Source organism: Streptomyces sp. NPDC089424, from assembly GCF_044749345.1.
Classification (GTDB): Bacteria; Actinomycetota; Actinomycetes; order Streptomycetales; family Streptomycetaceae; genus Streptomyces.
Map to the genome: position 1 here is coordinate 753,162 of NZ_JBIVHU010000001.1, position 20,793 is coordinate 773,954.

Consider the following 20,793-nt stretch of genomic DNA (forward strand, 5'->3'; position numbering starts at 1 on the left):
CGGGCCCGACTGTACGGGGGAACAACCGGGCCCGCTGCGCACCACGGTAGTGGCGTCGGGACCCGGCACACCGCACGCCGAGGGGGAGTGGGGACGATCGGGAAGACCACACTTCCCCAACGGTCACCACACCGCCGCTCGGGGCCGCCGTCAGAGGATCCCGAGCCGGGCGCCGTGGCCCACGGCATGGGCGCGGTTGCGCAGGCCGAGCCGGACGTTCAGGGAGTGGAGAACGTTCTTGATCGTGCGCTCCGAGTAGCCGAGCTTGTCGGCGATCTCCTCCGTCGTCCACCCCTCCGCCAGCAGCCTGACGATGTCGATCTCACGCTCGGTGAACCCGACCGGCGATGCGCCCGCCTCCTGCATGACCCGCAGATCGTCGATCAGGCTGCGCACGAGAGCCGCCGGAAGGCAGGCGTTGCCCGCCCAGGCGTCCAGGACCGCCGTGAGGATCTGCCGCATCCCGGTCCGCCGGCGGGGCAGGAAGCCCACCAGCCGATGGCCGATCACGTCCTTGAGCTGACGCTCCGTGATGCTGTTGGCGACCAGCACGATCCGCATCTCCGCGTTGGCCGACTCCCGTGCCTGTCGCCGGATTTCGGCGAGCGTCGTGGAGGTGACATCGGTGTCGAGGACGACCAGGACGTCCGCCCGCGCGCTGTCCTCGCGGTCCAGGACCTCGACCTGGGGGCGGGAGCGGAGATAGGCGACCACACCTTGTTGTGTGAGGGGGTCACCGGCCAGGACGGCCACGGTCGGCAGGGCACGCGGGTTCATGAAAGGTCTTCGCCACTCTCAAGTGCTGGGGCTGCGATCGGCCGGTGAAGGTCGGAAGGCCTTGATCGCGCTCGACAGTCTGCCTCGCGGACACGGGCCGCGTCCACAGGAGTTGCGGGCCGACGGGCCGGGGCCGCCAGGGGTGGCCCGGAGGGATCGGGCTCACGTGTGTTCACCACTGGTTCGGCGCCTCCCTGCCACCGAAACCCACCGTCTGCCACGCACCGCGTGCCACTGCTCGTGTTCCGAGGTCTCCTCGGCCTTTTGTTCACAGGGGCACCAAGTACGGGACAGGGGGCGGGGTGACCGTGCCCGGACGCCCCCGCGGCGTCCGGAAGGGCCGCCGTATGCTCGTCGCGGAGACGGAGCCAGGAACAGGGAGAACACATGTCAGCGCCAGGGCCGGCGGCGAACAGCATCGAGGCGGCGACGGCGTTGCTTCAGTCGGAGCTGGTCCAGCTGGAGGAACGGCAGGAAGGGCTGTACCTGCAACAGCAGTCGGTCCAGGCGGAACTCGCGGTCGTCTCCGGTCACATCGAATCCCTCCGGGGTGCCCTGGCCGCGCTGCGTGCCCTGCCGCCCACCGTGCCACCCGCCGCTGACGGTGCGCCCGTGGCAGGCGCGCCCGTCGACGGTGCGACGGCCGAGCGTGCCCCGACGGGAGGCGACGGCGCGGTGACGGCGGCCCGGTTGGCGCCCGAGCTGCTCGGGCGCGGCTTCACCGAGCAGGTGATCGCCGTGCTCTCCGGCGATCCTGGTGCCGCCCTGCGGGCCCGGGACGTCGCCGAGGCGCTCGGCCGCGCCGGGAGCGCGGGCAGCATCAACGCCGTTCGCAGCACCCTCGACCGCCTCGTCGCCACCTCCCGGGCGTACCGGGCCGGCCGGGGCCTGTACCAGGCCTCGCCCCCCGGACGCCGCTGAAGACGAGGCCACCTACCCGGCGCTGCCGGGCCGCAGGCCGACCTCAGGCGGCCGGGATCCATCCCCCGCCCCGGGCGCCGGAACGCCGCATGTTCCAGCGCGCGAGCGGCATCAGGGCCTCCACCAGTTCCTCGCCCTCCGGTGCCAGCCGGTAGTGGATCTGCACGGGCGTCGAGGGGATGACCGTGCGCTCGATGAGGCCCTCGGCCTCCAGTTGCTTCAGCCGCTGGGAGAGCAGGCGATCGGAGATCCCGCTGATCATGGCGCGGTACTCGCCGAAGCGCCGGGCGCCCCGGCCGGCGGCGACCAGGATCGAGCCCGTCCAGCGGCGTCCGACGAGTTCGAGGGTGGCCTCGAAGCGCGGGCAGGTGTCGTCATGAATGGAGTCCACTTACGAAAGATTAGCACCTTACTGGACGTTTGGCCGGGCGGCCGGTGCCACGCATCGTGGAGGCATGACCGACTACGAACGCCCGCTCTCCTTCGGCGTGAGTCTCGACCCCGCCGCCGAGACGTGGCCGCGGACCCTGCGCCTAGCGCGGACGGCTGAGCAACGCGGCCTGGACCACCTCGCCGTCCAGGACCACCCCTACCAGCCCGGCCACCTCGACGCCTGGACCCTGATCGCGCACCTGTCCGCCTTCACGGACCGCATCTCCTTCGTCACCGACGTCGCCGACCTCCAGCTGCGGCAGCCCGTGATGCTCGCCAAGGCCGCCGCGTCCCTGAGCGTGCTCACCGGCGGCCGCGTCCGGCTCGGCGTCGGCGGGGGCGGCATCCCCGACGCCATCGCCTCCATGGGCGGACCGGCGCGACGCGGCCCCGACATGGTCGCGTTCGCCGAGGAGTCGCTGGGGCTGCTGCGCACGGCCCTGGACGGGGACGCCGTGCGGCTGCACAGCCCGTACCACAGCATCGGCGGGTACCAGGCCGGACCGGTGCCCCCACGGCCCGTCGAGCTATGGCTCGGCGCGCAGAAGCGCCGGATGCTCACGCTGGCCGGTCAGCGGGCGGACGGCTGGATCTCACCGCTGAACATCTACGTCCCTCCGGGCGAGGTTCCCGCCCGGCAGCGGATCATCGACGAGGCGGCAGTGGCGGCCGGGCGTGACCCGAGGACCCTGCGGCGCGTCTACAACGTGATCGGCGCGATCGGCGGCCACGGAGGCGCGCCCGGACTCGTGGGTGACGTGCCGCGTTGGGTGGACACCCTCACCGGCTGGACCGTCGAACTCGGCTTCGACACCTTCGTCTTCTGGCCGGTCGCCGACTCCGAGCGGCAACTGGCCCGCTTCGCCGACGAGGTCGTGCCCGCGGTGCGCGAGAGCGTCGCGAAGATCCGGGGCGGACGATGAGCGGCGTACCCGGCGACGCGCCGGCCGAGCTCGCGGGCAAGATCGTCACGCCCGGCGACAGCCGCTACCAGCGGGTGCGCTCCACCTATACGACCGTGGGCCGCCCGGCCCAGGTGGTGCTGCCCGAATCGGCGCAGGACGTCGCGGCGGCGCTGCGGTTCGCGCGGGACCGAGGTCTCCCGGTCGCCGTCCGCAGCGGCGGTCACGGTCTGGCGGGCACCGGTACGAACGACGGCGGGCTCGTCATCGATCTGAGAGCCCTGAACCGCACCGACGTCCTCGACCGCCGCACCCGGATGGTCCGGGTCGAGGCGGGCGCCCGCTGGGCCCAGGTCGCCCAGGCGCTCGCGCCGCACGGGCTCGCCGTCAGTTCGGGCGACCACGGCAACGTCGGTGTCGGTGGCATCGCGACCGGCGGCGGTGTCGGCTGGCTGGTACGGAAGTACGGGCTGACCGTCGACCACATCCGCGCCGTCGAGGTCGTCCTGGCCGACGGGACGCTCGTGCGCGCGGACGCCGCGAACGAGCCCGACCTCCTGTGGGTGATGCGGGGCGCGGGCGCGGGCGCCGGTGTCGCCGTCGCCTTCGAGATCGAGGCCATGGAACTCCGCGACGTCGGCCACGCGCAACTGGTCGTGGCGGTGGACCCGGCCGGGGAGACGCTGCGGCGCTGGGCGGACGTCATGGCACGGGCGCCGCGCGAGCTGTCGACGGAGCTCAGGCTGGCCTCGCAGCACGACGGCTCCACCGCCGCCGTCATCACCGCCGTCGTCACCTCGGGCAGCGTGCCCGTCGTCCGCGGGGCGCTCGAACCCCTGCTCCAGGTGGGCGACGTGCTCGGGCAGCAGGCCCGGATCGTCGCCTACACCGACCTGGTCTCCCCCCTCCATCTCCACGAGAACACCGGGCAGATGCCGGCCCGCACCACCAACGGACTGCTCACCGAGATGTCCGCGGGCGCCGCGCGCGCCCTGGTGCGGGCATCGGCGGCCCCCGACCCGGTCCTCGTGCAGATGCGCTCGCTCGGCGGCGCGACCCACGACCCGGACCCCTCCGCCACCGCCTTCGCGCACCGCCACCAGAACGTCCTCGTCATCGGCGCGGCGTTCCCGCCGGACGCGCGGGACACCCTGCGCACCGGCTGGGTGCCGCTCGCCCCGTACCTGGACGGCGCCTACGTCAACTTCGAAAGCGCCCCCGACGGGACGACGTTCGACCGCTTCTACCCCGGACCGACCGGTGCCCGGGTGGCCGACCTGTGGAAGCGCTACGACCCCGAGGGCGTCCTGCGCCCCCGGCCGCGGGTCTGACGGCGCCGCCACCCGGGAAAGACGGCCCCTGATGTGGAGGGGTGCCTCATGTTACGCTGGAGTCATGACCGAGCGAACCTTGTCCCGCGCGCAGGAGGCTCAGGCCAAGCCGCTGCGGCGTGACGCCCAGCGCAACCGCGACGCGATCGTGGCGGCGGCGCGCGTGGCCTTCGCGGAGCAAGGTCTGGAGGCATCCCTGGAGGGCATCGCGCGCCAGGCCGGTGTCGCGATCGGCACCCTCTACCGGCACTTCCCGACCCGGCTCGCACTGGTCGAGGAGCTCTTCGCCGAGAAGTTCACCCTTCTTCTGGACACCGCCGAAGAGGCGGCCGCGATGGACGACGCCTGGGAAGGCTTCTGCGTCTTCCTGGAGCGGTTCTGCGAACTGCAGGCGTGCGACCGCGCGTTCAACGCCATGGCCGCGGCGCGGCTGCCGGTGAACACCCGCAGCGGGCGGCTCAACGAGCGCGTCAAGGAGCTGGGGAACGAGATCCTGGACAGGGCCCAGGAACAGGGCGTGGTGCGTACCGACGTCACGCCGGAGGACATCGCCTTCGTCGCCTGGTCCCTGGAAGGCATCATCCAGGCCACGAGCACGGTCGCCCCCCGGGCCTGGCGGCGTCATCTCCACCTGATGCTGGACGCCTTCCGCGCCGGCGGCGCCCATGAGCTGCCCGAGCCGCCGCTGAGTCCCGAGCAGGTCCAGCAGACCATCGCGGCGCTGGAGTGCTGCGTGCCGGACTGCTGAGGGAGCGGCCCGTCGCGAGAGTCCGAGGCGTCAGGAGGACGGCCTCGGTCCGCTCAGCTTTCCGCCAGGAGGTGCGCGAGCTCGGTGTCCATGTCGAACTGCTCCGACTCGGCCCCGAGCGGCACCATCGACTGCGTCCTGCTCAGAAAGGACCGCATGTCCCGCAGGGGCGCCTCGAGCAGGGCCGAACCCCCGGGCGAGTTGAGCGCGATGTACACGACGTCGCGACCGGGCCCGACGGCCGCCGGCCACACCCTGACGTCGCCCTGACCGGCGTGGTGATTCAGTCCCTGGGCGACCACGTCACGGCTGAGGATCCACTCCACCGGCGCGCCGCCGTCCGTCGCGCCGAAGATGGCCCGCAGGGCATAGGGGTCGTGGGCCGCGTAGTGCAGCCGCATCCGGACGGGATCGGATTCGGTGAAGGACCGCACCAGCCGCACGGGCAGCTCGATCTCGACGGTACTGATCGATTCCATGATCCCACTCCGATGTGCCCCCGCGGGAGGATGTGCCCCGCGGAAATGAACGCAACAGGCGGTACGGAGCCGCCCCCGGTGTCGGTGGCGGCTCCGTACCGCTTCGCCTGAACGTGCCGGTCCTCAGCGCTCGAACGCGAGGACCTGGTCGACGTACCAGCGGTCCACCTCGCCGTGGCGGGTGGGCGTCACGTCGATCCAGCGGCCGTCCACCAGCTCGTGGAGGCGGTGACCGTCCCAGCGGTACCGCACGTCGTGGTGCCACACCCACCCGCCGTCACGCCGGTCGTCGACGTGGCGCCAGGTCCCCGGGTGGCCGCGCCGGTCGTCGAAGTGGCGGACGGCCAGGGCGTCGTGACCGTCGTCCCGCTCCTGGTACGAGCCCCGGTCCTGCCCGGTGCGCTCCGGGGTCGCCGCCGAGGCCGCGCCTCCGGCTCCGAGGACGGCCGCGCCCGCGAGGGCAACGGAGGCGGCGACGACGGGGAGTCGCTTGACGAGGTTCTTCATGGTCATCTCCCTGATACTGCTGAGCTCTATGAAACCGGAGGGGTCCCTCACGTTCTCTTGCGGCCCAGCGTACCTGAGGGCCCCCTCATGTTCTTTTCGGCTTCGGGTGAAGCTGCTCACAGGCAGTGCGGGCCCTCAGCGGAAGCGGACCTCGCTGAGGTCGATCCAGACCATGAGCCGGTCCGGGACGGGACGGCCGTCGGGGGCCCGGCGATGCGCCCGGCGCTTGGTGGGCACCAGCACGCCGTCGGCCTCCACGTAGTCGTGGACGTACTGCGCGGTGGCGAATCCGCCGGCGATGTCGACGTGGTAGTCGTGCCGGCGCAGCAGCCCGTCGGCGCCGAAGTAGAAGTCCTGCCGGGGGCTGTGGCCGGCGATCCCGGGCGGGAAGGACGCGCGCAGCCCTCGCCAGGTCTCGCCGGCCTCCTGCCAGGGGTCGATCCCGGTGACGGTGAATCCGGGCATGGCCAGCAGGAAGGGGGTGGTGAGGTAGGTCCACATCGCGTAGCCGTTGAAGTAGGCGCGGTCCAGCGGGTCCCAGGGGGTCTCCAGCGTGTGACCGGCGAAGGACGCGCGCGGATCCTCGCGTTCCGCCACCACGCGCCCGTCGGGCTTCTCGATCCGCACCCGCCCCGGAGTGAAGTCGGTCCTCTGGTCGGGGGCGCCGAAGGGCCGGAGCGACGCGTGCTCCTCGTGCAGCCGGACGGTCATCTCGCGCGGCGCCGGATCCTGCGGCAGGCCCTTGACGTCGAACAGTTCGCCACCGCTGACGAGGGTGGCCCGCACCTCGGTCAGCCGGCTCCAGCGGGCGGCTCCGCCGTGGGCCTCGACGGCCTCGGTGAGCAGTTCGTTCATGTGCGCCCCCGCAGGTGCCTCCGCCGACGGGTCCTGCCGCCGACGCGCCGCTCAGGCCACCCCTGCGACGGCCTGCTCCGCCTCGTAGCAGATCCCGCACGTAAGGCGCCGGGCGTCGGGCGCCTGCGCGGAGACACCCGCGGCACCGGGAACCGGAACCCTGGTGGCATGCAGATGCCCGCTGCACATCCCGGCCCCGCACCGGGCGCAGACGGCCACGGCAGGGCTCTGCACCGGTCGCAGCGCGTCAGCGGCGCAGTCGTAGCAGTTCATGGCGGCCGACCTTTCCAAATCCGACCCGGCGAGGTGTCACCGGCCGGGCTGGCGCTCGGTGATCTCCTGAAGCACCCAGCCGTTGCCGTCCGGGTCGCTGAAGGTGGCGTAGGAGGCGTAGGAGGTGCGGTCGGGGTGCGGCCCCGGCACACGCTCCTGCCCGGCGCCGGTGTGCGTGGCGTCTCCGGCCTCGTGGCCGTGGTGGAGGAGTCCTCCGGCGTCGTGGAACACCTCGCTCACCTCGACACCGCGGTCGACGAGTTCCGCGCGGGCCTGTTCGACGTCCGGGACGATGAGGTACAGGCCCTGGAAGGAGCCGGGTTCGGCGGCGATCGTGCCCTTCCCGAAGATGACCGAGCACTGGGAGCCGGGCGGCGTGAGGTGCACCAGCCGGTAGTCCTCGCTGAACGTGTTGTCGACGTCCATGCGGAACCCCAGCGATTCGTAGAACTCCTTGGACCGGTCCACGTCGGAGACGGGCAGCACGACGACTTCGAACTTCAGGTCCATCTCTCTCACCTTCAGGAAAAAGGGGATCCGGGAGTCCGGGATCAGGTGAGTGACTCGGGGACGGGACCGCGCGGGCCGCCGGTCGACCCGTCGCTCGACGAGACCCTCCAGGTCCCCCGCAGTGCTTCGCCACCGGTGAAGGGGCTGGGAACGCGGCCGACGGTCGCCCTGTCAGTGTCTCTCCACCGCCAAAGGGGCGCACTCCGGGGCCCGTCGGTGTGCCGCGCCGCCCGGGTCGGGAAACGCCTCGAGGTGGCCGGAGGGGTCGCGTCGCCCGCCGCGTCCGGGCGCCTTCTCGCTGGAGAGCACCTGTACCAGGAACTCCACCGGGACCGTGATCCGCGCGGCGTCTGCGAAGTCCGCTTCCCTCCCTCGTCGATCTCCGACGCGGTCCGGCAGCTCGACCACGTCGGCGCCGGCCCGGTGGGCTATCGGGGAGTGTCGAGCTCGCCGGACGCGGTGAGCGCCATGACGAACTCGTCCAGGTCGGCCCCGAGAGGGGTCTCGCAGTCCCAGACGGCCTCGTACGCGATCTCGACGGGCTCCCCGGCCTGGAGCAGGGGGCGGCAGCCGGTGTGCTCATGGGTGATCTTGGAGCGGGGCAGGAGCGCCGCTCCGAGGCCCATCGACGCCCATTCGTCCACCGCCCGGAAACTGGCGGCCTCGCCCGGGTACGAGATCAACGGGAGGTCCTGGTCGCGGAAGAGGTCGGTGGTGAAGGTGGTCAGACCGCAGGCGCGCGGTCCGAGGATGTAGGTCGCGTCCGCCACGTCCTTGAGCTCCACCGGGCTGTCGTCACCGGCCGCGGCGGGGTCGACGACGATCATCGGCTCGCGGGCGATGACGCGGTGCCGGAACGTGGGCAGACCGGGCACGGCGGGGACGAGGAGGATGTCCAGGCGGCCCGCCTGGAGGTCGCCGCTCAGCGGGTCGAGGTTCGCCTCCCTGAGGATCAGGTCGCGTGGGCGCGTCAGGGTGCGGGCGGCCTCGAAAGCGCGGGCGACCAGCTCGGGACCGATCAGCGGGGACACACCCATGCGGATCGTCTCCGTGCCCGGGTGAGCCAGCCGCTGGGCCTCGGCGACCAGCTTGTCGAGGGCGTTCAGGACCTGGTCGACGAGCGGCAGGGTCTGCGCGCCGTGCGCGGTCGGACGCACGCCCCGGGGTGAGCGGTCGAAGAGCTTGACGCCGAGTTCGTCCTCCAGCCGGGCGACGCCGTTCGACAGCGCCGGCTGGGTCACCCCGTAGGCCCGCGCGGCGGCGCTGAAGGACTTCGTCCGGGAGACGGCCTGGGCGTAGCGCAACGCCTCGATGTTCACGCTGACGATTATCCCCTCGGGGCGCACCCGGGGTCGACCCCCGCGGCGCACCGCCCCTCAGGCGTCCGACCAGGAGCGGAACAGGGCCGCCTGGCCGCGGAGGGTGCCGTCGGCGTCGACGAGGTCCCACATCGTGACGTCCCTGATCCGGAACCGGCGTCCGGACCTGCTGATCCGCACGCCCTGGTAGCCGGTGACGTAGTGGTGGACGGCGACCTGGTGCAGCAGGGCCTCGCGGTCCTCCTGGGCGGCCGGCTCGGCGGAGAGCCGGGAGGGGAGCCCGACGAAGGCGTCCCAGTCGTATGCGAAGCACCGCAGGGCGGTCCGGTTCGCGTAGACGAACACGGGGTCGGCGGCGGTGTCGTGGGCCAACAGGCCGAACGGGGCGTCCTCGTAGAGCCACCGGGCGGCCTCCGCGTCCGACGACGCCCGGAGCGAGGGCCACGGATCGGCGCCGACGAGGCGGCGGTGGCTGTCGCGCAGGAGCGCGGCGAACTCGGGGTCGCGGCGCGGATCGGGCGGCCGGGGCGTCCGCCGGTGCGCCTCGTTCATGGTCGTCGGCCGGGTCGGCGCGGTCGCCCGAACTCACGTGCCCTCGCCCCGCCGTCCTCGCTCATATGCACCATTCCTCCCGTTTTCGTCAGGATAACAACGGGGTGGAACGGCTCGGCGCTCGCGCTCCGCGGGGCTCCGTCGGCCGGGGCGGCAGCCGCGACCGCGGCACCTACGCTGGAGGTGTGGGCGGCGGTGTCGTGACGCTGTTCCTGTGCGGGGACGTGATGCTCGGGCGCGGCGTCGACCAGATCCTCGCGTACCCCGGCGACCCGGGGCTGCGGGAGGGGTACGTCAAGGACGCCCGCGACTACGTGGCGCTGGCCGAGGCGGTGAACGGCCCGATCCCCGTGCCGGTCGCTCCCGCGTGGCCGTGGGGCGAGGCGCTGCCGCTGCTGGACGCGGCGGCTGCGGACGTCCGGATCGTGAACCTGGAGACGGCCGTGACGAGCGGCGGCACCTTCGCGCCCGGCAAGCAGGTGCACTACCGCATGCACCCGGCCAACCTGCCCGCCCTGAGCGTCGCGCGCCCGGACGTCTGCGTGCTGGCCAACAACCACGTCCTGGACTTCGGCCCGTCCGGCCTGGACGAGACCCTGGACGTGCTCGAAGGCGCCGGTCTGCGGACGGCCGGCGCCGGCCGGGACGCCGAGGGGGCGAGGGCTCCCGCCGTCGTCCCGCTGGGCTCCGGCGGGCGCGTCCTGGTCCTCGCCCTGGGTTTCCGCTCCAGCGGCATCCCGCCGGACTGGGCGGCGTCCGGGGAGGCCCGGCCCGGTGTGGCGTACGCCCCCGGCCCCTCACCGGGCGCGGCGCAAGCCCTCGTCCGGCGCGTACGACGGGTCAGGCGCGCCGGTGACCTCGTGGTCGTCTCCGTGCACTGGGGCTCGAACTGGGGCTATCTCGTCCCCCGTGACCAGGTCCGCTTCGCGCACGCCCTGGTGGACGGCGGTGTCGACCTCGTCCACGGTCACTCCTCGCACCACCCCCGCCCCGTGGAGGTCTACCGGGACCGGCTGATCCTCTACGGCTGCGGCGACTTCGTCGACGACTACGAGGGCATCCCCGGCCACGAGGAGTACCGCGACGACCTTCGCCTCGCCCACCTCGCCACGCTGGAGGCCGGCACCGGGCGGCTGACCGGGCTGCGCATGGTGCCGCTGCGGGCCCGGCGGATGCGGCTGGAGGCCGCGCCCCGGCGGGACCGCGACTGGCTGTGCGGCGTCCTCGACCGGATCAGTCCGGGCGTCCACGTGGACCCGGCCCGCGACGGGACGCTCACGCTGGTGCCATGAGCCGGCGCGGGCCGTCGCGTGTCCCGGGCCGCATGTGAGGTCCGGCTTCACCGCGGTTACTCGGGCCCCATGGCTGACATCGACATCAGAAGTAGCGCATTCGACGACCACTCCTTCATCGCGCGCCGCTACGCGTACGAGGGGGAGAACGTCTCGCCCCCGCTGGCCTGGAGCGGCGTCCCGGACGACGCGGCCGAGCTGGTGCTGCTGTGCGAGGACCCCGACGCCCCCTCCGGCACGTTCGCGCACTGGATCGTGGTCGGCATCGATCCCCGTAGCGAGGGTGTCGGCGCGGGCGAGGTCCCGCCCGGCGGCACCGAACTCGTCAACGGCTACGGCGAGCGCGGCTGGGGCGGACCGCATCCGCCGCCGGGCGACGACGCCCATCACTACGTCTTCCGGCTCTACGCCCTGTCGGAGCCGTGCGTGCTCCCCGACGCGCCGAACGCCGCCCAGGTGCACCGGACGCTCGGGGAACGGGAGGTCGCCGACGGGACGCTGGTGGGCCTGTACCGGCGCTGAACGGGCATGGCCTAGACTCGGAGTCCAAGTGCTGGATTTCGAGTCCAATGAGGTGGCCGGTGCCCGAGCAGGATCCGGAGGGTGAGCGGAACGCGATCCTGGCCGCGCTGGTCCCGGTCGCCGAGGGCATCGCCGCGACCTTCGGGCCGGTGTGCGAGGTGGTGCTGCACGACTACCGGCGGCCGGAGAACTCCGTGGTCGCCGTGGCCGGTTCGCTGACCGGGCGCGCGGTGGGCGGGGCGATGAGCGAGATCGGCATGCGCGTGCTCGCCCGCGGGGACGAGGCCCGCGACGAGCTGAACTACGTCACCCGCACCGGCGCCGGACACCTGCTCAAGTCGTCCACGATGGTGCTGCGCGACTCCACGGGCGCGGTCTTCGGCGCCCTGTGCGTCAACCTCGACGCCGGCGCGGTGCAGCAGGCGCAGGCGCTGCTCGCCGCGCTCGCCGGTACCGGCGAGTCGGTCCAGGCGCCCGTCACCATCTTCGGCAACGACATCGACTCGGTGGTCGACGCCATCCTCGACGCGCACGAGTCGCGCCGCCACCAGAACTGGGCCGGCCTCGGCCGCGCCGAGCGCCTCGCACTCTTCCGCAGCCTCGACGAGCAGGGGGTCTTCGCGGTCCGCCGCGCCGTCGAGCACGTCGCCGGGCGCCTCGGCATCTCCCGTGCCTCCGCGTACAGCTACCTCTCCCAGGCCCGCGCCACCTCAGCCCCCGCCTCCGAAGGAGCCCGCCCGTGACGACCTCCACCCCGCCCGTCACCCTGGACGACGTCCGGGACGCCGCCGTCCGGCTGAAGGGCGTCGCCCACCGCACGCCGGTCCTGCGCTCCCGCGCCCTCGACGCCCGGGTCGGTGCCGAAACGTTCCTGAAGTGCGAGAACTTCCAGCGGGTCGGCGCCTTCAAGTTCCGCGGCGCCTATCACGCCGCCTCGCGGCTCTCTCCCGGGCAACTGGCGCGTGGCATCGCCGCCTACTCCTCCGGCAACCACGCCCAGGCCGTCGCCCTCGCCGCCCGTGAACTCGGTACCACCGCGGTGATCGTGATGCCCGAGGACGCCCCCGCCTCGAAGCGGGCCGCCACCGAGGGATACGGCGCCGAGATCGTCACCTACGACCGCTACACCGGCGACCGGGTCGCCCTCACCGAGGCGCTGGCCGCGGACCGAGGCCTCACCGTCATCCCGCCCTACGAGCATCCGCACGTGATCGCCGGGCAGGGCACGGCGGCACTCGAACTCCTCGAAGAAGTGGGGGAACTGGACGCGCTGATCGTCCCGGTCGGCGGCGGCGGGCTGATCGCCGGCAGCGCCTCCGTGGCCAAGGGGCTGCGTCCCGGTATCCGGGTGATCGGTGTCGAGCCGGAGTCCGGCGACGACACCAAGCGGTCGCTGGAGGCGGGCCGGCGCGTGAGCATCCCGGTGCCGCACACCATCGCGGACGGGCAGGCGCTGCACACACCGGGGGAGTTGACCTTCTCCCTCAACCGGCGGCTGGTCGACGCCGTCACGCTCGTCTCGGACGACGAGATCCGGGCCGCCATGCGCTTCGCCTTCGAGCGGCTGAAGATCGTCGTCGAGCCCAGCGGCGCCACCCCGCTGGCCGCGCTGCTCTGCGGCCACGTGGAGCGCCTGCCGCGCCGGGTCGGCGTCATCGTCTCCGGCGGCAACGTCGACGCCGACCGCTTCGCCCGCCTGTGCGCGGGCGCCGACTGAGCGCTGGGTGGCGGGCCGGGGCCGGGCGGGCGGACGATGAGAGGGAGGGTCCGGCCGTCGCCGGTGCCGCTCACGAACTCCCGGAGCGGGCCGCGCGGACCGGCACCCCGGCCGGAAGGAGGAGCGGTCATGCTAGAGGTGAAGACGATCGACAAGCCGGACGAGCGACGCGACTTCCCGCGTGGCCACCTGGAGGCGGTCCACCTCTCGGGGCTGGACTTCGCCGTGGCCACGTTCGAGCCGGGCTGGCACTGGACGGAGTCCGTCGGACCCCTCGCGGGCACCGACACCTGCCAGATCCACCACAACGGCTACGTCCTCCAGGGCAGGATGCGGCTGCGCATGGACGACGGCGCCGAGCAGGAGGTCGGCCCCGGTGACGTCTTCGTCTGCACGCCCGGGCACGACGCCTGGGTCGTCGGCGACGAGCAGGTCATCCTCTACGACTTCGCGGGATCCATGGCCCGGGATTACGCGAAGGGCCAGTAGGGCGGACGGGGCGGGGGGGGGGGGGGGGGGGGGGGGGGGGCGGGGGCGCCCCCCCCCCCCCCCCCCCCCCCCCCCCCCCGGCCCTCACACCACCACGACGATCTTCGCGCGGGCGTGCTCCTCCTCCAGGTGCCGTATCGCGAGCGCCGCCTCGGACAGCGGATAGGTGCGCTCGACGACCGGCGTGACCTGGCCCGACTCGACGAGGTCCCGTAGCGCCGCGAGGTTCTCCTTGGCGGCCTTCGCCGGGAGTTCGAGCAGCCGCTGCCCGACGAACGGCGCCACCATGCGCCGCTTCAGGAAGAGGGTCATCGGGCCGAGGAGACTGCCGCCCTCGTAGAAGCCGCCGCCGGACAGGACGAGGGTGCCGTCCGGGGTCAGCGCGCGCCGGAGGTCGCCGAGGGACCGGTTGCCCACGAGGTCGAGCACGACGTCGTGGTGCCGTCCGGCGCGGGTGAAGTCCTCCCGTGTGTAGTCGACGACATGGTCCGCGCCGAGCGAGCGGACCAGCTCCGCGTTCCGCGTGCTGCAGACGCCGGTGACCTCCGCGCCGTACGCCTTGGCGATCTGCACGGCGAACGTGCCCACTCCGCCCGACGCGCCGTTGACCAGCACCGTCCCACCCGCCCGTACCCCGGCCACGTCGCGCAGGCCGACAAGGGCCGTGTTCGCGGCCAGCGGCATCGCGGCGGCCTGCTCGAAGGTGAGGCGGGGCGGCTTGCGGTCCACCGCGCCGTCCGCCACGCACACGAACTCCGCGAAGGCCCCGTCGGCCTCGCCGTACACCTCGTCGCCGGGCGCGAGCCCCCGCACCGCGCCACCGACGGCCTCCACCACGCCGGCGAAGTCCCGGCCCCGGACGGCCGCCTTCGGCCGGCGCAGCCCGAACGCCGCGCGGGCGATCTTCGGGTCGCCGTGCATGTAGTGCCAGTCGTAGGCGTTGACCGAGGCCGCGCGCACCCGCACCAGCACCTCGGCCGCCCCGGGCACCGGCCGCTCCACCTCCCGGAACTCCAGCGTGTCCCATCCGCCGTACCGGTCCTGGACCACTGCCTTCATGGGTCCCCCCTCCGTCGTGGCGAGCCTAGGGAAACCCGGGGCCGTGCACATCAGGGTGGAACCCCGAATCACTTCCGGGAGGGCCCGGGACTTGCCCCGGGAAACCGATCGGTTTACAGTCGCCGAGGCGGAGGAAACCGATCGGTTTCCCCGCCGCTCCCTGACACCGAGACGGCAAGGACAGACCCATGACCTCCCTCGAAGGCTCCGTCGCCCTGGTCACCGGCGGCAGCCGTGGCATCGGCAAGGCACTGGTGGCGGCCCTGTACGAGCGCGGCGCGAAGAAGGTGTACGCCACCGCCCGCGACCCCCGTACGATCACCCACCCCGACGCCGTGCCGCTCGCCCTGGAGGTGAGCGACCCCGCGTCCGTCGCGGCCGCCGCGGCGCAGGCGCAGGACGTCACGGTCCTGATCAACAACGCGGGAGCCTCGGTGAACGCGAACTTCCTCGACTCGCCGGTGGAGGACGTCCGCCGCGAGTTCGAGACCAACTTCTACGGACCGCTCCTCGTGACCCGCGCCTTCGTCCCGGTCCTGGAGCGCAACGGCGGCGGCCACATCCTCAACTTCCACTCGGTGCTGTCGTGGCTCGGCCTCGCGGGCTCCTACAGCGCCTCCAAGGCCGCCTTCTGGTCCCAGACCAACTCCCTGCGCCTGGACCTCAGGCCGCGCGGCATCGAGGTCACCGGCCTGCACGTCGGCTACGTCGACACCGACATGGCGGCCGAGGTCGACGCGCCCAAGTCCACGCCCGAGAGCGTCGCGGCCCAGGCCCTCGACGGCATCGAGTCGGGCGCGTTCGAGGTGCTGGCCGACGACATCACCCGTCAGGTCAAGGCGGGCCTGTCGGCCGACCTCGCGGCGCTCTACCCGCAGCTCGCCGCCTGATCAGACCGGCAGCAGCCGGGCGATCAGCCCGCTCAGCTGCCGGGCGTTGCGGCACTCGTGCATCTCGACGAGTCCGGCGTAGGCGGGCGCGGCGGAGTCGCCGGTGCCCCACTGGGCGCGCGGCTCGGGGTTCAGCCAGTGGACGCGGCGGGCCCGCCCGCCGATCCGCCGCAGCGCGGCCACGTTCGGGTCGCTCATGTTCGTCCGGGCGTCGCCGAGGACGAACACCGTCGTGCGCGGGCCGACCGCGTCGCCGTAGCGCTCGGCGAACTCGCCGAGCGCGACGCCGTAGTCGCTGCTGCCGTGCCAGCCGGTGAGTGTCGCCTCGGCGCGGATGCGCGCGCTCAGCCCCTCCGCGTCGGCGGCGCCGTGCACCAGCAGCCCGGTCACCTCGTCGATCCGGTTGACGAAGGCGAAGACGCGCAGCTTGCTGAACTCGTCGTGCAGCGCCTGCACCAGCAGCATCGTGAAGTCCGAGAAGCCGGACACCGACCCCGACACGTCGCACAGCAGCACCAGTTCGGGCCGGACCGGACGCCGTCTGCGCAGCACCGGCCGCATCGGCACGCCGCCCGTGGAGAGCGAGCCGCGCAGGGTGCGCCGCAGGTCGATGCTGCCCCGGGCGGCGCGGCGGCGCCGGGCGGCCAGCCGGGTGGCGAGCTTGCGGGCGAGCGGCCGTACGGCCCGGCGGAGTTCCGCCAGCCGGTCCTTGCCGGCGTAGAGGAAGTCGACCCGGTCGGCGGTGGGCGCCACCGCGCGCCGCGCGATCTCGTCCCGGTCGCGCCGCTCGGCCACCCGGCGCCGGGCCTCGGCCGCCACCAGGGCGCGGAAGGCGTCGATCCGCCGCCGGATCTCGTCGTCCAGCAGCCGGTCCGCGAACCCCGGCGTGCCCGGCCGGCCCCGCACTTCGGCGCGGACCCGGGCGAGCAGGGTCTGCGGGCGGATCCGGTCCAGCGTCTGGTACGCCGACCAGCCGTCCGACCCCGGTGAGCTGCCGTACCCGCCGAAGCCGTCGACGGCCTCGATCGCCAGCCGGCCCAGCAGCGCGCCGTCGTCGGCGGTGAGCGCCGCCGCGAGCCGCTCGCGCAGGTCGTCGCGGTCCGCCGTCGCGCCGTCCGGGCCGCCCACGGCGCGCGGGAAGTACAGGTCGAAGACCGGGTCGAACACCGGCCGTTGACCCGTGGTGTGCAGCAACGACGCGGCCAGCCCCTCGCGCAGCAGCTCGCGGTCGGCCAGCCCCAGCGCCTCCACCGCCCGCGCCGCGTCCACGGTCTCGCCGGTGCCGACGCGGATGCCGTGCGCGCGCAGCGCGGCCACGAGGTCCGTCAGCCGGGAGGCGACGTCGGAGGTCATACGGCGTCCAGGTCCAGCTTGGCCGCGGCCTTCAGCACGTCGTCCTGGTGCTTGAGGAGCACGCCGAGGGTGTCGCGCACCACGTCCTCCTCCAGCGTGGCGGCGCCCAGCGCCAGCAGCGTCCGGGCCCAGTCGACGGTCTCGGCGACCGACGGCGCCTTGCGCAGGTCCATCGCGCGCAGCGCGCCCACGACCCGGACCACCGAACCCGCCAGCGCCGCGTCGATGCCCGGCACCTTCAAGCGGACGATCCGGCGCTCCAGCTCCTCGTCCGGGAAGCCGATGTGGAGGAACAGGCAGCGCCGGCGCAGGGCCTCCGACAGCTCTCGGGTCGCGTTCGAGGTGAGCACGACGAAGGGGCGGCGCGTTGCGGTGACCGTGCCCAGCTCCGGGACGGTGACCTGGAAGTCGCTCAGCACCTCCAGCAGCAGTCCCTCGACCTCCACGTCGGCCTTGTCGGTCTCGTCGATCAGCAGCACCTTGGGGTCGTCACCGCGGATGGCGGTGAGCAGGGGCCGCGGCAGGAGGAACTCCTCGCTGAAGATGTCGGTGCGCGCCTCGTCCCACGTCTCGTCGCGGCCCGCGCTGATGCGCAGCAGCTGCTTGGCGTGGTTCCACTCGTACAGCGCCCGGGACTCGTCCACGCCCTCGTAGCACTGGAGCCGTACCAGCCGGGCGTCGGCGACCTGGGCGACGGCCTTGGCGAGCTCCGTCTTGCCGACGCCAGCCGGGCCCTCGACCAGGAGAGGCTTGCCGAGGCGGTCGGCGAGGAAGACGGTCGTGGCGACCGCGGGCGACGCCAGGTAGCCGGTCTCGGCGAGGCGTGCGCTGACATCGTCGACGGAAGTGAACAACCGGGCCTCCGGCGGTGGCGGCGGGCGGGATCAGGCTCCTATCTAAGCGCTTGTTCAGCGCTTCTGTCACCCCATGGCAGCTGTCGGCCCCCGGCCTGTATACCGATCGGTTTCCTCCGTGGCGTCCGCGCGGTAACCTCGCGGTATGGCCACGACAGACAAGGCGTCCCCCCGCGACCGGCTGCTCGACGCCGCCGCCATGCTGTCCTACCGCGACGGCGTCTCCATCGGCGTGGAGGCCCTGTGCCGGGCGGCCGGTGTGTCGAAGCGGTCGATGTACCAGCTCTTCGACAGCAAGGACGAGATGCTCGCCGCGAGTCTGGAGCGCGGGCTCCCGCGCTACGAGGCACAGCTCCTCCCCGGGGACGAGGACGCCGGGACGCCCCGCGAGCGGATCCTCGGCGTCTTCGCACTGCTGGAGAAGGCCTCCGCGCAGGCCGATTACCACGGCTGCCCCTACCTCGCGGCACTGGTCGAGCTGAAGGACCCCGAACACCCCGCGAGCGTCGTGGCCGCCGCGGCCAAGGAACGGCTGAAGAGCTTCTTCCGCACCCAGGGCCGGCAGGGCGGCGCCGCGGATCCCGAACTGCTCGCCCGGCAACTGCTGCTGGTCTTCGACGGGGCGAGCGCCCGCGCCGGAGCACACGTGGAAACCCTCGACGACGGGCTGACGACGGTGACCGCGGGCGCACTCCTCGACGCGGCGGGCATGCAGTAGCCGAGCGGCGGATGCGAAGGAGCGGCACCGGGGCAGCACCGCGACCCACCACGACACCCTCGGCCGCCTGCCCCGCGCCGAAACCGCAGCGGGCGGCCGCCCGAGGCGCCGCCCGCTCCAGTCCCGTCCCTCATGCCGCGACCGCCACCGCCCCCACCGCCGGTGTCCGCAGCACCCGGCGGGCCGTCAGCAGACTCGTCCCCAGGGTCGCGGACGCCGCGACCGCGAGGACGCCCGCCCAGATGCCGAGCGTCTGTCCCGGCAGCACCCCGTCGGTGCGGACGACCGTGAACGGGACGATCCCGGCCAGCGCCGCAAGGGTGCCGAAGAAGGCGCCCGTGAGGGTCATGACCACCCCCTCGACGGCGACCGTCGCCAGCACCTGCCCCGGCGTCGCCCCCGCGAGGCGCTGCTGCCCGAACTCCCGGGAGCGGTAGGTGGTCGCCGCGTAAAGCGAGTTGACCAGCATCACGCAGACGAACACCACGACGATGCCGACGACCGTGTAGTTGAGCGTCTCCAGGTTCTTCGCGTCGACCGACTTCACGAGCCCCGAGGCCTCGATCGCCTCGCTCTCCACGGCCTGCATGGTCAGGGTCGCCGTGGACACCGCGGTGAACAGGATCAGCGACACCAGGGTCCCGGCGAGCCGCGAGGCACGCTCGCGCAGATTGCGCACCGCCAGCCAGCCGCTCGCACCCCGCGGCGACAGCCCACCCAGCACCCACCTCAGCAGCCGCGGCGACAGCGACGCGAACCCGACCGACAGCAGGATCGCCCCGTAGGCGCACGGCGCCATCAACGCCTCGTCGGTCGCCGAGAAGGCGAACGCCGACGTCACCGACGCGGCACCGGCCAGCAGAGCGCCGTACGCGAGGAACGTGCGCGCCCGGCCGCGCGGTTCCCGCCGCCGGGTGGCCCGCCGTACCGCGAGGAGGGCCGCGCCCGCCGCCGCGAGCAGCGTGATGCCGACGCCCGAGGACAGGGCTACCGGCCCGAAGGCGGGCTCGACCGACCCGGCGACCTGGCCGCTGCTGCGGAACATCTCCAGCAGCGCCCGTCCGCCCAGCACCGCCGGGCCGATCGCCAGGGCGGCACCCGCCAGGGCGACGGCCACCGCCTCACCGATTACCATGCGCCGCAGCTGGGCCGGGGTCGCCCCCGAGCAGCGCAGCAGTTCCAGCTCGGCGGTCCGCCGGCGCACGTCGACCGTCAGGGTGGAGGCGACCGCGAAGAAGACGAGCAGCGCACCGTATCCGCCGACCACGCTCGCCGAGACGGTCAGGGTCTCGGCGCTCACCGGGTCCACGCCCGGCCCCGCGGCCGTGTCGTGCAGCGAGTGGAAGGTCATGATGATCGCCGCGCCCAGGAACGCCGCCAGCAGCGTCGCGAGGAACCGCCCGGGACGGTGCCGGATCGACCGCATCGCCAGTACGAACATCGCTCACACCCCCATCGCGACGTCGTCGCCCAGGTGCGCCATCCGCTCGGCCACCGTGTCGGGCGTCGGCATGTCCAGCCGTCCCGCGAGCCGGCCGTCGGCCAGGAACAGCACCGAGTCGGCGTAGGAGGCGGCGACCGGGTCGTGGGTCACCATCACCACGGTGCGGCCGTGCACCCGCACCGCGTCCCGCAACAGCCGCAGCACCTCCCGGGCACTGCGGGTGTCCAGCGCACCCGTCGGCTCGTCCGCGAAGATCACCCGAGGTTCCGTCACCAGCGCACGGGCGATCGCGACCCGCTGGCGCTGACCGCCCGAGAGCTGGGCGGGCCGGTGCCCGAGCCGGTCGCCCAGCCCCACCGCCGTCAGCACCTCCTGGGCCCGCCGGCGGTCCACCCGTCGTCCGGCCAGCCGCAGCGGCAGCACCGTGTTCTGCGCGACGGTGAGCGTGTCGAGCAGGTTGTACTGCTGGAAGACGAAACCGACCCGCGCGCGCCGGAACCTCGTCAGCTCGGCCTCCGTCCTGCCGGTCATCTCGGTGCCGTCCACCTGCACGATGCCGCTGTCCGGCAGATCGAGCCCGGCCGCGCACTGCAGCAGCGTGGACTTGCCCGAACCCGACGGACCCATCACCGCCGTGAACGTGCCGCGCGCCAGCGTGAGCGTCACACCGTCCAGCGCGGTCACCGCGCCCTCACCGCTGCCGAAGGACCTGGTCACCTTGACCAGTCGCAGCGCCTGAGCGGCGGCCCCGGTGCCGGGCCCCTGTCGTGACCTGGTGCGAAACATCGTCGTCCCCCTCCCTGCGGCACTCCCTGTGCCTCGCCCACGACGCTACGGGCGGCTCCGGCC

The 20,793-nt window shown here is 73.2% G+C and carries 25 protein-coding genes; 11 read left to right on the forward strand and 14 right to left on the reverse strand.

Annotation, left to right across the window (positions count from 1 at the left end):
• Window positions 1-150: 150 nt before the first annotated feature.
• Window positions 151-777 (reverse strand): LuxR C-terminal-related transcriptional regulator, encoded by a 627-nt coding sequence (locus tag ACIP2X_RS03215; RefSeq protein WP_401666784.1) that lies wholly within the window; start codon window positions 775-777, stop codon window positions 151-153.
• A gap of 387 nt (window positions 778-1,164) precedes the next feature.
• On the opposite strand from ACIP2X_RS03215, the gene ACIP2X_RS03220 reads away from it, so the two are divergent.
• Entirely contained in the window at window positions 1,165-1,698 is a 534-nt protein-coding gene (locus ACIP2X_RS03220) for a hypothetical protein (RefSeq protein WP_401666786.1), read from the forward strand.
• Between the two features lie 43 nt (window positions 1,699-1,741).
• Here the strand turns inward: ACIP2X_RS03220 and ACIP2X_RS03225 are convergent, their stop codons facing one another.
• A complete protein-coding gene (locus ACIP2X_RS03225; RefSeq protein WP_401666788.1) occupies window positions 1,742-2,089 on the reverse strand; it encodes a winged helix-turn-helix transcriptional regulator in 348 nt (115 codons plus the stop codon).
• A 64-nt stretch (window positions 2,090-2,153) separates the two neighbouring features.
• Between ACIP2X_RS03225 and ACIP2X_RS03230 the strand changes: the two genes are divergently transcribed.
• The 3 genes from ACIP2X_RS03230 (at window position 2,154) to ACIP2X_RS03240 (ending at window position 5,111) form a co-directional block, all read left to right on the forward strand.
• Window positions 2,154-3,053 (forward strand): LLM class flavin-dependent oxidoreductase, encoded by a 900-nt coding sequence (locus ACIP2X_RS03230; protein WP_401666791.1) that lies wholly within the window; start codon window positions 2,154-2,156, stop codon window positions 3,051-3,053.
• Entirely contained in the window at window positions 3,050-4,363 is a 1,314-nt protein-coding gene (locus ACIP2X_RS03235; protein WP_401666794.1) for an FAD-binding oxidoreductase, read from the forward strand. Before ACIP2X_RS03230 ends, ACIP2X_RS03235 begins: the two co-directional genes overlap by 4 nt.
• 64 nt (window positions 4,364-4,427) lie before the next feature.
• Window positions 4,428-5,111 (forward strand): TetR/AcrR family transcriptional regulator, encoded by a 684-nt coding sequence (locus ACIP2X_RS03240; protein WP_401666796.1) that lies wholly within the window; start codon window positions 4,428-4,430, stop codon window positions 5,109-5,111.
• 53 nt (window positions 5,112-5,164) lie between these two features.
• On the opposite strand, the gene ACIP2X_RS03245 is transcribed toward ACIP2X_RS03240, so the two are convergent.
• From ACIP2X_RS03245 to ACIP2X_RS03275, 7 genes are all read right to left on the reverse strand, one after another.
• Window positions 5,165-5,590 carry an SsgA family sporulation/cell division regulator gene (locus ACIP2X_RS03245; protein WP_401666798.1) on the reverse strand — a complete coding sequence of 142 codons (426 nt, stop codon included), beginning with the start codon at window positions 5,588-5,590 and terminating at the stop codon, window positions 5,165-5,167.
• 123 nt (window positions 5,591-5,713) lie between these two features.
• Window positions 5,714-6,103, reverse strand: a complete 390-nt coding sequence (locus ACIP2X_RS03250) for a hypothetical protein (protein WP_401666800.1) — start codon at window positions 6,101-6,103, stop codon at window positions 5,714-5,716.
• A gap of 129 nt (window positions 6,104-6,232) precedes the next feature.
• Complete coding sequence (locus ACIP2X_RS03255; protein ID WP_401666802.1) at window positions 6,233-6,952, reverse strand: hypothetical protein; 720 nt, start codon at window positions 6,950-6,952, stop codon at window positions 6,233-6,235.
• A 51-nt stretch (window positions 6,953-7,003) separates the two neighbouring features.
• Window positions 7,004-7,225 (reverse strand): DUF2180 family protein, encoded by a 222-nt coding sequence (locus tag ACIP2X_RS03260; RefSeq protein WP_401666804.1) that lies wholly within the window; start codon window positions 7,223-7,225, stop codon window positions 7,004-7,006.
• Between the two features lie 36 nt (window positions 7,226-7,261).
• Window positions 7,262-7,735, reverse strand: a complete 474-nt coding sequence (locus ACIP2X_RS03265) for a VOC family protein (protein WP_401666806.1) — start codon at window positions 7,733-7,735, stop codon at window positions 7,262-7,264.
• A gap of 428 nt (window positions 7,736-8,163) precedes the next feature.
• Window positions 8,164-9,054, reverse strand: coding sequence for a LysR family transcriptional regulator (locus ACIP2X_RS03270; RefSeq protein ID WP_401666809.1), 891 nt, complete (start codon window positions 9,052-9,054; stop codon window positions 8,164-8,166).
• A 57-nt stretch (window positions 9,055-9,111) separates the two neighbouring features.
• Window positions 9,112-9,606 (reverse strand): MEKHLA domain-containing protein, encoded by a 495-nt coding sequence (locus ACIP2X_RS03275; RefSeq protein WP_401666811.1) that lies wholly within the window; start codon window positions 9,604-9,606, stop codon window positions 9,112-9,114.
• Window positions 9,607-9,791: 185 nt separating this feature from the next.
• On the opposite strand from ACIP2X_RS03275, the gene ACIP2X_RS03280 reads away from it, so the two are divergent.
• From ACIP2X_RS03280 to ACIP2X_RS03300, 5 genes are all read left to right on the forward strand, one after another.
• Window positions 9,792-10,898 carry a CapA family protein gene (locus ACIP2X_RS03280; RefSeq protein WP_401666814.1) on the forward strand — a complete coding sequence of 369 codons (1,107 nt, stop codon included), beginning with the start codon at window positions 9,792-9,794 and terminating at the stop codon, window positions 10,896-10,898.
• A gap of 69 nt (window positions 10,899-10,967) precedes the next feature.
• Complete coding sequence (locus tag ACIP2X_RS03285; RefSeq protein WP_401666817.1) at window positions 10,968-11,420, forward strand: YbhB/YbcL family Raf kinase inhibitor-like protein; 453 nt, start codon at window positions 10,968-10,970, stop codon at window positions 11,418-11,420.
• A 59-nt stretch (window positions 11,421-11,479) separates the two neighbouring features.
• Window positions 11,480-12,163 carry a transcriptional regulator gene (locus ACIP2X_RS03290; protein ID WP_401666819.1) on the forward strand — a complete coding sequence of 228 codons (684 nt, stop codon included), beginning with the start codon at window positions 11,480-11,482 and terminating at the stop codon, window positions 12,161-12,163.
• Complete coding sequence (locus ACIP2X_RS03295; RefSeq protein WP_401666822.1) at window positions 12,160-13,137, forward strand: pyridoxal-phosphate dependent enzyme; 978 nt, start codon at window positions 12,160-12,162, stop codon at window positions 13,135-13,137. Before ACIP2X_RS03290 ends, ACIP2X_RS03295 begins: the two co-directional genes overlap by 4 nt.
• A 129-nt stretch (window positions 13,138-13,266) precedes the next feature.
• Window positions 13,267-13,626 carry a cupin domain-containing protein gene (locus tag ACIP2X_RS03300; protein WP_401666825.1) on the forward strand — a complete coding sequence of 120 codons (360 nt, stop codon included), beginning with the start codon at window positions 13,267-13,269 and terminating at the stop codon, window positions 13,624-13,626.
• Between the two features lie 84 nt (window positions 13,627-13,710).
• Here the strand turns inward: ACIP2X_RS03300 and ACIP2X_RS03305 are convergent, their stop codons facing one another.
• Entirely contained in the window at window positions 13,711-14,685 is a 975-nt protein-coding gene (locus ACIP2X_RS03305) for an NAD(P)-dependent alcohol dehydrogenase (RefSeq protein WP_401666828.1), read from the reverse strand.
• Window positions 14,686-14,873: 188 nt separating this feature from the next.
• Here ACIP2X_RS03305 and ACIP2X_RS03310 point away from each other — a divergent pair, with 188 nt between their 5' ends.
• Window positions 14,874-15,575 carry an SDR family oxidoreductase gene (locus ACIP2X_RS03310; protein ID WP_401666830.1) on the forward strand — a complete coding sequence of 234 codons (702 nt, stop codon included), beginning with the start codon at window positions 14,874-14,876 and terminating at the stop codon, window positions 15,573-15,575.
• Here the strand turns inward: ACIP2X_RS03310 and ACIP2X_RS03315 are convergent, their stop codons facing one another.
• Window positions 15,576-16,928: a VWA domain-containing protein gene (locus ACIP2X_RS03315; RefSeq protein ID WP_401666833.1), complete on the reverse strand. Its 1,353-nt coding sequence runs from the start codon at window positions 16,926-16,928 to the stop codon at window positions 15,576-15,578.
• Entirely contained in the window at window positions 16,925-17,782 is an 858-nt protein-coding gene (locus tag ACIP2X_RS03320) for an AAA family ATPase (protein WP_401666835.1), read from the reverse strand. The genes ACIP2X_RS03315 and ACIP2X_RS03320 overlap by 4 nt, the downstream gene beginning before the upstream one ends.
• A 145-nt stretch (window positions 17,783-17,927) precedes the next feature.
• Here ACIP2X_RS03320 and ACIP2X_RS03325 point away from each other — a divergent pair, with 145 nt between their 5' ends.
• Window positions 17,928-18,500, forward strand: a complete 573-nt coding sequence (locus ACIP2X_RS03325) for a TetR/AcrR family transcriptional regulator (RefSeq protein WP_401666837.1) — start codon at window positions 17,928-17,930, stop codon at window positions 18,498-18,500.
• Window positions 18,501-18,630: 130 nt separating this feature from the next.
• Here the strand turns inward: ACIP2X_RS03325 and ACIP2X_RS03330 are convergent, their stop codons facing one another.
• Together ACIP2X_RS03330 and ACIP2X_RS03335 are read right to left on the reverse strand one after the other, a co-directional pair.
• Entirely contained in the window at window positions 18,631-19,941 is a 1,311-nt protein-coding gene (locus ACIP2X_RS03330; RefSeq protein ID WP_401666839.1) for an FtsX-like permease family protein, read from the reverse strand.
• Window positions 19,942-19,944: 3 nt separating this feature from the next.
• Entirely contained in the window at window positions 19,945-20,730 is a 786-nt protein-coding gene (locus tag ACIP2X_RS03335) for an ABC transporter ATP-binding protein (RefSeq protein WP_401666841.1), read from the reverse strand.
• Window positions 20,731-20,793 lie beyond the last annotated feature (63 nt).

Bases quoted from the DNA above. Each gene is read 5' to 3' on its own strand.
- ACIP2X_RS03215 (WP_401666784.1), bottom strand. From the start codon at position 777: ATGAACCCGCGTGCCCTGCCGACCGTGGCCGTCCTGGCCGGTGACCCC.
- ACIP2X_RS03220 (WP_401666786.1), top strand. From the start codon at position 1,165: ATGTCAGCGCCAGGGCCGGCGGCGAACAGCATCGAGGCGGCGACGGCG.
- ACIP2X_RS03230 (WP_401666791.1), top strand. From the start codon at position 2,154: ATGACCGACTACGAACGCCCGCTCTCCTTCGGCGTGAGTCTCGACCCC.
- ACIP2X_RS03235 (WP_401666794.1), top strand. From the start codon at position 3,050: ATGAGCGGCGTACCCGGCGACGCGCCGGCCGAGCTCGCGGGCAAGATC.
- ACIP2X_RS03240 (WP_401666796.1), top strand. From the start codon at position 4,428: ATGACCGAGCGAACCTTGTCCCGCGCGCAGGAGGCTCAGGCCAAGCCG.
- ACIP2X_RS03245 (WP_401666798.1), bottom strand. From the start codon at position 5,590: ATGGAATCGATCAGTACCGTCGAGATCGAGCTGCCCGTGCGGCTGGTG.
- ACIP2X_RS03250 (WP_401666800.1), bottom strand. From the start codon at position 6,103: ATGACCATGAAGAACCTCGTCAAGCGACTCCCCGTCGTCGCCGCCTCC.
- ACIP2X_RS03255 (WP_401666802.1), bottom strand. From the start codon at position 6,952: ATGAACGAACTGCTCACCGAGGCCGTCGAGGCCCACGGCGGAGCCGCC.
- ACIP2X_RS03260 (WP_401666804.1), bottom strand. From the start codon at position 7,225: ATGAACTGCTACGACTGCGCCGCTGACGCGCTGCGACCGGTGCAGAGC.
- ACIP2X_RS03265 (WP_401666806.1), bottom strand. From the start codon at position 7,735: ATGGACCTGAAGTTCGAAGTCGTCGTGCTGCCCGTCTCCGACGTGGAC.
- ACIP2X_RS03275 (WP_401666811.1), bottom strand. From the start codon at position 9,606: ATGAACGAGGCGCACCGGCGGACGCCCCGGCCGCCCGATCCGCGCCGC.
- ACIP2X_RS03285 (WP_401666817.1), top strand. From the start codon at position 10,968: ATGGCTGACATCGACATCAGAAGTAGCGCATTCGACGACCACTCCTTC.
- ACIP2X_RS03300 (WP_401666825.1), top strand. From the start codon at position 13,267: ATGCTAGAGGTGAAGACGATCGACAAGCCGGACGAGCGACGCGACTTC.
- ACIP2X_RS03305 (WP_401666828.1), bottom strand. From the start codon at position 14,685: ATGAAGGCAGTGGTCCAGGACCGGTACGGCGGATGGGACACGCTGGAG.
- ACIP2X_RS03310 (WP_401666830.1), top strand. From the start codon at position 14,874: ATGACCTCCCTCGAAGGCTCCGTCGCCCTGGTCACCGGCGGCAGCCGT.
- ACIP2X_RS03315 (WP_401666833.1), bottom strand. From the start codon at position 16,928: ATGACCTCCGACGTCGCCTCCCGGCTGACGGACCTCGTGGCCGCGCTG.
- ACIP2X_RS03325 (WP_401666837.1), top strand. From the start codon at position 17,928: ATGGCCACGACAGACAAGGCGTCCCCCCGCGACCGGCTGCTCGACGCC.
- ACIP2X_RS03330 (WP_401666839.1), bottom strand. From the start codon at position 19,941: ATGTTCGTACTGGCGATGCGGTCGATCCGGCACCGTCCCGGGCGGTTC.
- ACIP2X_RS03335 (WP_401666841.1), bottom strand. From the start codon at position 20,730: ATGTTTCGCACCAGGTCACGACAGGGGCCCGGCACCGGGGCCGCCGCT.